At 41.4% G+C, this 13,856-nt stretch carries 8 protein-coding genes; all 8 read left to right on the forward strand.

The features are described from left to right. Positions 1-14: 14 nt before the first annotated feature. Positions 15-383: an RNA polymerase sigma factor gene (locus AC1DRQ_RS13400; RefSeq protein ID WP_477425106.1), complete on the forward strand. Its 369-nt coding sequence runs from the start codon at positions 15-17 to the stop codon at positions 381-383. A gap of 116 nt (positions 384-499) precedes the next feature. Continuing rightward, positions 500-1,561 (forward strand): FecR family protein, encoded by a 1,062-nt coding sequence (locus AC1DRQ_RS13405; RefSeq protein ID WP_477425108.1) that lies wholly within the window; start codon positions 500-502, stop codon positions 1,559-1,561. Positions 1,562-1,703: 142 nt separating this feature from the next. Continuing rightward, positions 1,704-5,159 carry a TonB-dependent receptor gene (locus AC1DRQ_RS13410; RefSeq protein WP_477425110.1) on the forward strand — a complete coding sequence of 1,152 codons (3,456 nt, stop codon included), beginning with the start codon at positions 1,704-1,706 and terminating at the stop codon, positions 5,157-5,159. Positions 5,160-5,176: 17 nt separating this feature from the next. Further along, positions 5,177-6,598 (forward strand): RagB/SusD family nutrient uptake outer membrane protein, encoded by a 1,422-nt coding sequence (locus AC1DRQ_RS13415; RefSeq protein WP_477425112.1) that lies wholly within the window; start codon positions 5,177-5,179, stop codon positions 6,596-6,598. A 189-nt stretch (positions 6,599-6,787) separates the two neighbouring features. Continuing rightward, complete coding sequence (locus tag AC1DRQ_RS13420; protein WP_477425114.1) at positions 6,788-8,395, forward strand: tetratricopeptide repeat protein; 1,608 nt, start codon at positions 6,788-6,790, stop codon at positions 8,393-8,395. 267 nt (positions 8,396-8,662) lie between these two features. Continuing rightward, the gene (locus tag AC1DRQ_RS13425) at positions 8,663-11,449 is read left to right on the forward strand and encodes a TonB-dependent receptor (protein ID WP_477425116.1); all 2,787 of its coding nucleotides are present in this window, start codon (positions 8,663-8,665) and stop codon (positions 11,447-11,449) included. 41 nt (positions 11,450-11,490) lie between these two features. After that, entirely contained in the window at positions 11,491-12,735 is a 1,245-nt protein-coding gene (locus tag AC1DRQ_RS13430) for a right-handed parallel beta-helix repeat-containing protein (RefSeq protein WP_429393875.1), read from the forward strand. A gap of 4 nt (positions 12,736-12,739) precedes the next feature. Further along, a complete protein-coding gene (locus tag AC1DRQ_RS13435; protein ID WP_477425118.1) occupies positions 12,740-13,786 on the forward strand; it encodes a phytase in 1,047 nt (348 codons plus the stop codon). Positions 13,787-13,856: the final 70 nt, after the last annotated feature.

The raw sequence follows: 13,856 nt of genomic DNA on the forward strand, positions 1-13,856 counted from the left end.
CCTTTATATTCTGAATGTTACTCAACATTCAGAATATAAAGGTTTATGCTTTTGTGATGGCTAAAAACACCGCGTTGAATATGTTGAAAAAGCAATCGGGCAATACAGTACAGTTAGATGAAACCAACATTGATATTACTTTTGATAATTTAACACCAGAGCAGATCTTAATAAACGAGGAGTTCAAAAAAAGCATTGAACTTATTGTTCAGGCTTTACCTCCCCGCTGCAAAATGGTATTTAAATTGGTGAAGGAAGATAACTTAAGCTATAAAGAAGTAGCCCAGATACTTGATATTTCGGCCAAAACTGTTGACGCGCATTTGGTTACCGCGGTAAAAAGAATTTCATGCGCCATTAAAAGCGAGTATAATTTAATTTGATATTGACGGACTTTACAAGACCTTAAAATATTTAAATTTCTTATAGGGAACTCCCTGTTTTTTCTTGTCCTCTACATAATAACCAATATTAACCGGATTTTCAAGATCCCTTTTTCATGCCAGATAACAGGATATTACAGCTATTGGCGCGTAAAGTAGCCGGCGAAGCTACTGCTGATGAATTGAGCGAATTGCAGAATTTACTTGAAAGGCATCCGGATGGGGTATACATGGAAGAGGTATTAACTCAATTATGGGCAAAACAGCCCGTTGATAATGCCGGGCAGGATCTTGAATACATTAAACATAAGTTAAAATATGCGGCAGATTTTGAGCCTGCAGAAGATGGCTATCACCCTAAATTTTATTCACAGATTAAAAGCTATTTGGCTATAGCTGTAATCTGTTTATTAACAGGATCGGGAGTATTTTATTACCACCGGTTTGTGAAAAATACCCCGGTTACAGCTACAGAAATTTCTGCCGGTAAAGGTGTCCGTAAAAAAATAATACTGCCCGATGGTACGCAGGTATGGCTTAACAGCAACAGCAGGCTAACTTTTAATAATGATTTAAACGCAGCACCCAACAGAGTAGTAATGCTTACTGGTGAGGCTTATTTTGATGTGGTTAAAAACAAACATCGTCCATTTATTATACAAACCGATAAAGTTTTAATTAAAGTATTGGGTACCGCATTTAATGTAAAGGCTTATCCAACCGATAGTATTACAGAAACAGCATTAATCAGGGGATCGATTGAGTTAACGGTGACAGATAACCAGCATCAAAAAATATTATTAAAGGCCGGTGAAAAACTCCTGCTGGCAGATAAAAACACTAATAGTAAAGATACCCCACTGCCTGCTGCTATTGCTGAAAAGAGAAAATTATCCATTGAAAATATTAAACCTGTTGAAATTGAAAGCCAGGAATATATAGAAGAAACATCATGGATAACCGATAAGCTCATCTTTAAAAATGAGTCGTTCCGTGAGCTGGTACCCAAGTTAGAACGTTGGTACAATGTTAAGATACATATAGGCAACAGTGCAATAAATGATTATCACTTTACCGGAATTTTCCAGAACGAAACTATAGAACAGGCCTTAAAAGCCATGCAATTAATCAGACCATTTAAATTTAAAATAAACAACGATGAGATAGACATTAACTAACCAACACAACTTAAATAAGGAGTAAAAGTAAGCGGAAGATGCTCGAACATCTTCCGCCGAAAAATCTGCAAATTTTTTTGACATGGGTTATTACTAACCCCGGTAATTAACAGATTGTTTAACTAATTAAACTTTTAAATCTATGAAAATAAAACAACTTCATAGTTACGGCTACCCTGTTTTTCAATACAAAAAATATTTACTAATGCTTAAATATGTTTTCATTTTTACTTTTTTGTTTTGTTTAAGGGTATCGGCATACACCTACTCTCAAAACCTGCGGGTAACCATGGATGTCAAAAAAATGGAGCTTAAAAAAGCGCTCTCTGTGCTTGAAAAGAAAAGTAACATTCGTTTTTTATACAGCGAAGAGGTGTTGCCCAATGCCAAAGAGGTTACCATTAATGTAAAAGATGCGCTTTTTGCTGATGTGCTGCAAAGCCTGCTGAAAGATACCCAACTGAAATACCAGATCACCGAGAATGGGCTGGTCATCATAGCCCCGAAAAGTACCGGGATAAAAGACATCAGGGTAAAAGGAAAAGTAATTGATGAAAAAGGCCTGCCATTAGCCGGTGTAACGGTTAAGCAGGAGGGGACAAAGTTTGGGGCAATAACCAATGTTAACGGTGAGTATGAGCTCACCGTTCAAAGCGGCGCCCAGCTTACCTTTTCATATATAGGTTTTAACAGCCAAACTGTGAGTGTAAAAGGTACTGATAATGTGGAAACGCTGAATATTACCCTTAAAATTAATACATCAGGCAAACAACTGAATGAAATTATAGTGGTTGGTTATGGTACACAAAGTAAAAGGGCCGTAACCGGTTCTATAGCCTCAGTAAAGTATGATAATTTCAAGGACAGGACTAACAGCAATGTAACCCAGTCATTAGCCGGCGAATTACCTGGCGTAAGCATTACACAGGCGCAGGGAGCTCCTGGTTCGACTCCTATTATCAAGATTCGTGGGACAAGTTCTATTACAGCAGGAACCAATCCGTTGTATGTAGTAGACGGTTTACCTTTGGAAAACTTCAATTTAAATTACATTAACCCGCAGGATATTGAATCGATAGATGTATTAAAGGATGCATCCTCAACAGCCATTTATGGTTCACGCGGTGCCAACGGTGTTGTAATTGTTACCACCAAACTGGGCAAGCCCGGCCAAACCAGTGTAAATACATCTTATGAGTATGGTGTGCAGGACGTAACACGCAGGATTGACATGATGAACGCTCAGCAGTTTATACAATATTATGTCGACGCCCATAATAACGCCTGGGTTGCTCTGGGAGGCGGTCACCTGGCGTCAGACCCTAACAGTGCCCGTACCTCAGCCTACAAGATCCCTGAAGATTTTACGACCAATCCGGGGCAGTTTGGCAACGGTACCAACTGGCAGGATGTGATGTTCCGCTCAGCGCCGTTGCAAAACGCGCAGGTATCGGTATCGGGTGGCACCGATAAAACACAGTTCCTGTTCTCGGTAGGATACCTGAACCAGGATGCCGTGCTTGATGCTAATTATTACAAACGCCTGTCGCTTCGTACCAATATCAAACACAAAATATCCGATCATTTTACCGTAGGTACCAACCTTTCTTTTACCGGGATATTTGATCGTACAGATGGCGTAGCCGGTAAAAGCGATGTAGTGAGCCTTGGTTTGCAAAGCGATCCGATATTTCCTGTTTATACCGAAACCGGAAGTTTGGGTTTCCGGGATCCCAATTCAGCATGGTATCGTTTTATTCCATACAGCGATCTGATCGAGTGGCACCCATATTCTCTAACCCGGCAGATTGAGGCCAAGAATAAATCGTTTAATACCCTCGCAACCGGATTTTTAGAATACAAGATTATTGATGGATTAAAGTTTCGTACCAGTATTAACGCGAACTTGTACAATAACAGCTATAATTCCTACTCCAATGCGGGTCAGGGCTATGGTTACTCCGCGGTATTGCCCGCGCAAGGTGTGGTAAGATCAAACTATTCATTGAACTGGCTTACAGAAAACACGGTAACCTATGACAAACAGTTTGGCGACCATAGTTTTAGCGCCTTGGTAGGTTACACCGCCCAGCATGAACGCGACGAGTATAGCCAGTTGGTATCGTCAAACTTCCCTAATGACCTGGTACATACTTTAAATGCCGGTACCGCCAGTTCAGGAACGTCAACTGCATCTGAGTGGGCTATGGTTTCGTACCTGGCAAGGGTAAACTATAATTACAAGAACAGGTATTTCCTTACAGGTACCGTACGCCGCGATGGCAGCTCAAGATTCGGTACAAATTCCAAATGGGGATATTTTCCATCCGTGTCAGCGGGCTGGCTCATATCAGACGAGGACTTTCTGAAAAACGCAGAATTTATCAGCAACTTAAAGTTAAGGGCAAGCTATGGTGTAGCCGGTAATAATCAAATCCCCAATTATGGCCCTACAAGTTTATTAAGTACATCAAATTATGTAAGCGGCAGTTCGCTGGCCAGCGGTCTTACCGTTTCCAATATTTCCAACCCTAACCTCAAATGGGAAAAAACAAACCAGTTTAACCTGGGGATCGATATTGGCATTATTAAAAACAGGGTTAATTTTACCGCGGAGTTTTATAACTCTATTACTAATAACCTGCTCCTAAATGTACCCGTTCCGGATATTACCGGTTTTTCAACACAGCTTACCAATATTGGCAAGGTCAGGAACCGGGGGCTGGAGTTTAGCCTGAACACCAAAAACACGATTGGTGCATTTAAATGGAGTACAGATTTTAACCTTTCGTTTAACCGCAACAAGGTATTACAGCTGGGGCCGGGTAACGCGCCGCTATTGTTTACCGATTACGTAGTACAGGTTAAAACCGAAGTAGGGCAGCCCGTATCAAATTTTTACGGGTATATTTTTGATGGTGTTTATAAAAACCAGGCTCAAATTGATGGCTCGCCTCACGTTACCGGCACAACTCCCGGCGAACCTATTGTGAGGGATGTAAACAAGGACGGTAAAATTGATGCTGCCGATCAAACCACCATTGGTAACGCGCAAGCTAATTTTGCTTCGGGCATAACCAATACCTTTGGGTTTAAAGGGTTTGAGTTTTCCTTTATGTTCCAGGGCTCATTTGGCGGGCAAATAACCAACCAGCTTACCCGCTACCTGGGCATCTGGAATGGCGGCCGAAACGCTTATGCCGGTGTTGCAAACTATTGGCGATCTGAAAGTAATCCTGGTGATGGTGTCCATTTTAAACCATCTATTAGTCCAACGGCTATGGAGCAAAGCTTTTCAAGCTATTGGGTAGAAAGCGCCACCTGGGTACGTCTTAAAAATATCAGGTTATCATACACACTTCCTAAAACATGGCTTCAGCATACGCCTGTCAAAGGAGCAAGAATTTATGTAAATGCCGAGAATGTGCATTTGTTTAGTAAATACAAAAACTTTGATCCTGAAAATACTACCTATCCGTCAACAGTTCCATCATCAACGCCAACAACAGGGGTTCCATCGGGAGCATTTTACGGGGTAGATTATGGTTCATACCCGGTACCTCGTGTGATAACTTTTGGAGCTAAGGTTGATTTTTAATTTTAATAACCGTGAAAATGAAAAATATAAAAAGAATTTTAGCCGTCACTTTCATCTGTGTAATGGCTTGCGGCTGCAAGAAATCATTCCTCGAATTGTCGCCTGTTTCCAATGCGAATGCCAACAATTTTTATAAAACCAAGGCCGATTTTGAGGTAGCTATTAATTCCGCTTATGCTACCTTGTATGTTATTTATGCGCCCGAGGAGGCGGTATCATACACCGAGATCATGTCTGACGAGGGTACGCTTTACGCAGTGGCCGGCGCACAGGCAGATAAATGGGCTATAAGAGATTATACGGCAACAGCAAGCAACACACTGGTGTATCAATACTGGCAGGATTATTATAAARCATTATTTAATATTAACAATGTTTTAGATAAGATACAAGTAGCCGGACTGGATGCGGCTTATACTAATCGTGTAAAAGGCGAAATGATGTTTCTCCGTGGCCTGTATTACTATAACATGGTGCAGTTGTTTGGCGGTGTACCACTCGTTACCAAAGTAATCAGCGCTGATGAAAGCTATGGTATATTACGTTCTCCGGTTGCCGATGTGTACAACCAGATTGTATCCGATTTGAAATTCGCTGCTGATAATTTGCCTTTGGCAAACGCTGTTCCGGCCGTGGGCCGTGCATCAAAGGGTGCTGCCGAAGCTGTACTGGGTAAAGTATATTTGTCATTAAATAATAAAACCGCCGCTACACAGGTGCTGCAGGATGTTTACAATAGCGGTCAATATAGCTTATTACCACAGTATACCTCGTTATTTGGCCCAAATGTTAAAAATACAAAGGAATCAGTTTTTGAAATTCAATATCTGGGTGGATCAGCAAGTAATCCTTTTAGCCCTTATTGGACGGCCTTTGCGCCGGTTACTAACGGTGTAATAACCAAATATGGCGGTGGCATTAACCAGGTAACCGATGATCTGTACAATGAATACGAAGTTGGTGACCCCCGCAGAGATGCCTCCATCGAAACAGGATATACCGATGCTAAAGGAAATTTTGTAAGTATTAAATTCCCTAAAAAATGGGAAGACCGTACTGCTCCTACAAGTGGTACACAGGAACTGAGTAATAACAATTTTATGGTACTGCGCTATGCCGATGTATTACTGCTTTTGTCAGAAGCCACCGGCGATGCTACTTATTTAAACCAGGTACGGGCACGGGTTGGTTTAGCCGCCTTCGGGAGCGCGGGTTATCCTTCTGCCCAATACCCTACACTTGCACTGGCCATTGAGCATGAAAGAAAGGTAGAACTGGCGTTGGAGTTCCACCGTTTCTTTGATTTAAAACGGACAGCAAGAGCTTTAACCGTTTTAACAGCAAAAGGCAAAGCGGTAACCGAGCAAAGGTTATTATTGCCTATACCGCAATATGTTATCACGCAAAATAGCAAGATAACTCAAAACCCTGGTTATTGATAAATCATCAGTCAATTATATCATAAAAGGGAATTAATCTGAAGGTTAATTCCCTTTTATAATATATATAATTGTGGCAATTCGTTTCTAAAACATGAAATGCCCGTGTTGTTAACATTCAATTAATATTAAAACGATTGATTTGTATCCTGACACAGCAATTTGTTAACGGTAACCATAAATGATTAAATGCATAGAGCTATTTTCCTTATAGTCATTTGGTTTCTCTTTTCCAGTACCAATGCCTATGGGCAGGATAAACAGTTATTTGCGATCCGCTCACTTAGCCAAAAGCATCCAGATTCAGCACTTATAATTCTTAAAAAACTTCATGCAAAGGCAGTCGATGAAGGCAACATCGCTACCGAAGGTGCTTGTTTGCATCAAATGGGCCAGATTTGCTATAATCAGGGACATTACGCCCAGGCAATCGATTTTTATCAACGTGCCGATAAGCTGTTCAGCACCCTGGGTGACAAAAATTTTTTGGCCGTTAATCTGGGCGAAATGGGCGTTTTATATTATTATAACAAACAGCTGGGAAAATCACGTGCCATGTATAACAAGGCCTTAGTTATTTACAAACAAAACCATAATCTTAAAGGGCAGGCTGAAATTTTTGGAAATATAGGGCACCTGTATGAAAAGCGCCGCCAATATGATAGTGCATTTTATTATCAAAACCTGGCGCTTAAAACATATACCAGTGCAAATTATAAACAAGGTGCTGCAAAAATATACGAAAACCTGGGAAGCATTTATGAAGACCTGGCAAAATTTGATTCTGCTTACACCTGCTTTAAGCACTCTTTACAGCTTTACAGGGAAGAGAATAATGAGATAGCCAGTATCGAAGTAATCAATAATCTTGGTGATATTCTGCGCAAAACAGGTAAGTATAAAGAAAGCATAGTACAATCGCACCGGGCCATGACACTTGCAGGGCAAACAGGTAATATTTACCAACTTGCCGCATGCAGCAAGGATCTGGGAAAAACCTACGAATTAATCAACCGCATGGATAGTGCGTACTATTACGCAGAACTAAGCCGAAAGTATTCGCTTGAGATTTATTCAAAAGATGGCGTTAAGCAAACTGCCTTTTTACAGGTGCTGTACGATATAGATAAAAAGAGTGACGAGATTGTTAGGCTTAACAATATTCGCAAAATAAATCGCATCATCGCTTTTGCTGCAGTTGTGATAGGGGCACTGCTGATCATATTGGTTATAGTTATTTTTAGCAGGCAACGCTTAAAGATCAAAGACCAGAATGCACTGGCCAAACAAAAAGAGGCGCAGCATGAACTGATGCAGCTGGAAATAAAAAACCAGCAGCTTGAAGAAGAAAGCCTGAAACAGCAACTGGATGTAAAAAGCAGGGAATTATCTGCCCATACCTTAAATCTGATTAAGAATAATCAATTGCTTGAGCATTTGCGCAGCACACTACAGGCTATGGTCAAAGAAGATAAACGTGACCAGAAAAAGCAAATGCAGCAAGTTATAGCGCAGATTAACGAAAGTTTTAATCACGAACAACACTGGAAGGAATTTACCAATGCCTTTGAGCAGGTTCACCAGCAATTTTTTGATAATATTAAAAAGCATAGCGGCGAATTGACTTCTACAGATATGCGCCTGATTGCCTTACTCCGCATAAATCTCGGATCTGCAGATATAGCCACCTTGTTAGGAATATCTACCGACAGCCTGCGTGTTTCCAGATACAGGCTCCGCAAAAAACTAAATATACCCCAGGGCGACAATCTTACAGCCTTTATTCAAAGCTTATAGTACCGTTACCGTTACGGCTTATTTCTTATAAAAAAAGCTTTGTTTTTGGTGTTAACTTTAACTTAATGTAACGGTAATAAAATGATAACGGAGTTTTTAAAAACAATTAAATATCTGTTAATAAGGTATTTAAATTATACTGTTGCTTTTTAATATACGGCTAACGTAACGGTGTTGCCTTTATGTAACCCCACAAGTTTCATTTCTATTTGGATGTATACACACCTTTGCAGCATCACAAAAAAATGAAACATTATCCCCACAACAATGAATAAACTTTTACAAATCCTTTTACCGCTGCTGCTTTGTGCGACAATAGCAAGCGCAACCAAACTAAAGGGCCATGTTTACGATAAACAATCTGGCGAAGCCTTAGTTGGCGCGACGGTTGTTTTAGAAAGTACAGGTAAATCAACCAGCACCGGGCTCGACGGCTCATTCGAGATAAAAGATGTACCTCCCGGTGCAGCAACCATCCGGATAAGTTACATTACTTACAAAACAATTGTCCGGCAAATAACCATCCTGAAGGAGGACAATCCGCATTTAAAGTTCTATATGGAAACTTCGGCTAAAGATCTGAGCGAGGTTACCGTTAGGGCAAATGCAAGTGGCTCTAACGATGGTGATGCCCGCCGTATTGAGCAGAATGCCACACAAATAATGAACATCGTACCCGGCCGTGCTATCGAGATATCACCCGATTTGACTGTGGCCAACGTTATGCAGCGTGTATCCGGGGTATCTATTGAGCGTAATAGCAACGGCGATGGCCAATATGCTATTTTACGTGGAATGGATAAACGCTACAACTATACATTAGTGAACGGTGTTAAGATACCGAGCCCGGATAACAAATACCGTTATGTACCGCTCGATCTGTTTCCGTCTGATTTACTGGAAAGGCTCGAAGTTTATAAAACCTTAACCCCTAATTTAGAAGGCGATGCTATTGGCGGCGCGGTCAACATGGTAATGAAAAACGCGCCTGACCATTTCCAGATAAACGCCAATATAGCAACCGGTTACAGCCAGTTATTCTTTGACCGTAATTTCACAAGCTTTGATGCTTCGGGCATCAACCACAAATCTCCTTATGAAATAAACGGTCGTAATTATAATGCCACTCAAGCCGATTTTGCAAAAGGTACGCTTGATTATACATCGAAAAAAACTGCTCCTAATATGATCGGGAGCTTATCTATCGGTCAGCGGTTTTTTGATAATAAGTTAGGTGTTATTATTGCAGGTAGTTATCAAAATACCTATCGCGGCAGCAATAGTACCTTTTATGATTCATCTGTTGATGGTACCGATGCTTATGCAAAAATTACCAGTCAGGACAAGCGCGAATATTCTGACCAGCAAAAACGTTTAGGTTTACATGGCAAGGTTGATTATGTGTTTGATAAAAACAATAAGATAAGCCTTTATAACCTGTATGTAGACCTTAAAAATCAACAGCTGCGCGATGAAGTAAGTACAACCTACAACAATGTTTACAATGCGAGCCAGGGTAAAAACGCCGAGCTGGTTTACAGCACCCGCAGCCGTTTAACCGAGCAGCAGATATATAACACCACCCTGCATGGTGATCATAAATTTTTCGATAGCAAATTCAAGGTACAATGGTCGGGAGTGTATTCATCAGCAAGAAACGAAGTGCCTGATAATACGCTGATAAGTTTGAATGGCTTACGTACAAACAACCAGGATACTCGTTTATCATTAGTAAACACTAACCCGGTAGAACGCCGCTGGGAACGTAACACCGATGAGGATAAAGCCGGTTATTTAGACCTTGGTTATACAGTAAAAACGGGAAACAATAAGATCGATTTCATGGCAGGCGGTTTATACCGCGATAAGCAAAGGAGCGGTTTTTTTAATAAATATAACCTGTTTGCCCCGCTTAATGCTCAGGGTAAGGCACCATTATACGGGGTTGATTTTCAAAACTATACTGATCTGAATTTATCAGTAAGTAATCCCCAGGGAGGTGTAGCCAACTCTTTAACATACGATGCTTCGGAAAAGATAGGAGCAGGTTATGGTATGTTTAAATTAACATCGAATAAATTAGAGGTAACTGCCGGCGCAAGGGTAGAGCATACCAACCAGGGCTACAACTTATTATTTCCACAGGGTGAATCAAGGCCTACCGGAAGCCAGATCTACACAGATGTGTTACCAAGCGCTATTATAAAATACCATTTAACCGATAAAGAACAATTACATGCATCATACTACAGGGCAGTAAACCGTCCGGGTTTTTATGAAATAGTGCCGAGTAAGATAGTTAACGAAGAATATGAAGAGCGCGGTAACCCTGATCTGAAACGTGCATTGGCAGATAATTACGATCTGCGTTATGAATTGTTCCCGGGTGCATCTGAACAATTATTGGTAGGCGCATTTTACAAAAAAATAAAAGATCCTATTGAATATACCTTCCAGCCGGATGCCGTGCGTGGGCAGGATATTTATTATACCCCGGGTAACTTTGGGACGGCCAAAAACTATGGCGCCGAGATTGATTATGTCAAATTTTTTAACAAAATCGGTATCAAGGCAAACTATACCTATACACACTCACGCATCACTACACCAAAAACATCGCGCAGGATAAACCAAACCACAGGCGATATCGAAGCATTCCTGGTTAACCAGTCGAGACCATTGTATGGTCAGTCGGCACATGTTGCAAACCTGTCTTTATTATATAAAGACACCAAAAAAGGTTTAGACATACAGCTTGCAGGCGCCTATACAGGCGAGCGTATCAACACTGTATCGCAATTCCTGAACAATGACCTTTGGCAAAAAGGCTTTATCCAGATGGATGCCTCTGCCGAAAAAAGTTTCAAGAGCGGTATAAGCGTGTTTGTAAAAGCGAATAACCTCCTTAATACACCATTCAAACTATTTATAAAAGGCACTAACACCGAGAATGATAATATCAGGGAGAATATTGTTTCTAACGGACAGACTTTGATCCGTAATGATCAGTATGGCCAGGGCTACCTGATAGGTTTAAGATATAAGTTTAATTAATATTTATTAAAGCATTCAATATGAAATTCAAACAGATTATAATGGCATTAGCATTTGCGGCACTGGCTTTTACAGGTTGCGAAAAAGCTAACATAAATGTTGATACCACTCCGCAGAATGGTTCGGCAATTGGTGAAGTATCGGGCGTATGGACTAAAGGCAGCGTGCACGAAATTAAAGGTGATATCATTATCCCTGAAGGGAAAAGCCTTACCATTGAAGAAGGTGTAACCGTATTAATGGATGTGACTGCCAAACCCGAGATAGTAATTAAAGGTAATTTATACTCGTTAGGCACTGCCGAAAGCCCTGTTAAATTTACCGTGAGCGATGTTTATAAAACCGATGCCAATAAATTCGGCAAAATGTGGGGGGGCTTGTTGGCCGCGCCTACCTGCGCCGAGCTTGTACTTGACCATACCATATTAGAGTATGGCGGCAACACTACATCTGATGCTTCAACATCGGTAAAAATGGGCCTGTATAAAGCAGTGGCCGGTGAAAACCTGCCGGCGCTTTGGTTCTCAAACGTAAACGGTAAACTTATTGTAACCAACAGCATTGTGCGCAACTTCCAGGAAGACTGTACATACATTGAAGGTGGTAAAAGCATATTTTCGAACAATGTGTTTTACACAACTGGTATAAGCGGCGGCGAGGCTATGAACTTTAAATCAGGTTGCCTGGCCGATATTGCCTACAACCTGGTTTATAGCTGCAATACCAACGCGTTGAAGCTATCAAACACTGGTGACCGCACCCCGCAGGCTTACATAATTGCTTATAACAATACGATGATCAATACCGGCTGGCGCAGGCCTACCGCTAAAGGTGGTTCTGTTTGGCTGGAAGCCACCGTACATGCCGACTTATATAACAACCTTTTTGCCAATACCCGTTACGGTATAAAACGCGACCCTAAAAAACCGGAGGATAACCGTTCTAAAAACGACTACAACTGGTATTACGGTTTTGACCAAACTACGGTTGACCAGTTTCAGGTTGGCAGTAATGATATAGTAGCAGGCGGCGCTAACGATGTAAGGGGTACCAAAGCGGGCGACAACGACCCTAAATTTGTGAACTACCCATTAAGCAATTCTGAGGTGAGTCCTGATTATAATACCTCATGGGATTTTCATTTGCAAGGTAATTCGCCTGCATTAACAAAAGGTACCACTAACTTTACACGCCACCATAAGGCGGGCATAACCCTGGCCAACGGCCTCACTTATACATCACCTGAGCCTTCTGTATTTGTTGGCGCGTATGGTGCTAAATTATAATTGCATGAAGAAATTGAACTTGTTTTGTTTAGCGCCGCTGGCCATATTACTCCTTACTTCATGCAAACCAGCTGCAGATACCACGGCTATCAAGCCGGTTATAATTACAGAAGCCGTTAAGTACGATACCGATGACCCCGCCATCTGGGTTAATAAAACCAGCCCGGCTGAAAGCCTGGTTATTGGCACCGATAAAGATGCTGATGGCGCCCTGTACGTGTTCAACCTCCATGGTAAGATAATAGCTGATAAGGTTGTAAGAGGATTGAAACGCCCTAACAATGTAGACATTGCCTATGGCCTGATGTTAAACGGTAAACCAACTGACATTGCTATTACCACCGAGCGCATGAGCCACAAGCTCCGTATTTATTCGTTACCGGCCATGAAACCTGTTGATAACGGCGGGGTTGAAATGTTTGTTGGTGAAACAGGCGCAGAGTACCGCGACTTGATGGGTATAGCTATCTATACAGCTAAAGATGGTAAAATGTATGCCATAGTTGGCCGTAAGAGCGGTCCTACAACCGGTGGGTACATCTGGCAATATTTACTGGGCGATGATGGCACGGGCAATGTAAAAGCTACGCTTGTGCGCAAGTTTGGCAAGTACAGCGGCAAAAAGGAAATTGAAGCAATTGCGGTTGATAATGAACTGGGCTATATTTATTATTCAGATGAGCAGGTAGGCGTGAGGCAGTATTACGCGGACCCGAAAAAAGGCAATGAGCAACTGGCCATATTTGGCACAACAGGTTTTCAGGCCGATCATGAGGGTCTGTCAATTTATAAATTAATTGATTCTACCGGCTACATTATGGTGTCTGATCAGGGGGCTAATCGTTTTCAGATTTTTAACCGGGAGGGAACAACGCATAAGCTGCTTAAGATAGCTAACGTAGCTGCACAGCAGAGCGATGGATCTGATGTGGTCAATATACCACTGAATGATACATTCAAACATGGATTATTTGTAGTGATGAGTAATGATAAGACCTTTCATTACTACAGATGGGAAGATATTGCAGGCAAAGAGCTCAAGGTAAAATAAGGTTGCAATGGCCTGTTTTGATGACTTGAATTTTGGTTCTTCATCACTATAACTTGCCGAGAGGGGAAGC

This window comes from Mucilaginibacter sp. P4_E8 (assembly GCF_056401495.1).

Coding starts and splice junctions, on each gene's coding strand:
- AC1DRQ_RS13400 (WP_477425106.1), top strand. CDS start 15: ATGTTACTCAACATTCAGAATATAAAGGTTTATGCTTTTGTGATGGCT.
- AC1DRQ_RS13405 (WP_477425108.1), top strand. CDS start 500: ATGCCAGATAACAGGATATTACAGCTATTGGCGCGTAAAGTAGCCGGC.
- AC1DRQ_RS13410 (WP_477425110.1), top strand. CDS start 1,704: ATGAAAATAAAACAACTTCATAGTTACGGCTACCCTGTTTTTCAATAC.
- AC1DRQ_RS13420 (WP_477425114.1), top strand. CDS start 6,788: ATGCATAGAGCTATTTTCCTTATAGTCATTTGGTTTCTCTTTTCCAGT.
- AC1DRQ_RS13425 (WP_477425116.1), top strand. CDS start 8,663: ATGAATAAACTTTTACAAATCCTTTTACCGCTGCTGCTTTGTGCGACA.
- AC1DRQ_RS13430 (WP_429393875.1), top strand. CDS start 11,491: ATGGCATTAGCATTTGCGGCACTGGCTTTTACAGGTTGCGAAAAAGCT.
- AC1DRQ_RS13435 (WP_477425118.1), top strand. CDS start 12,740: ATGAAGAAATTGAACTTGTTTTGTTTAGCGCCGCTGGCCATATTACTC.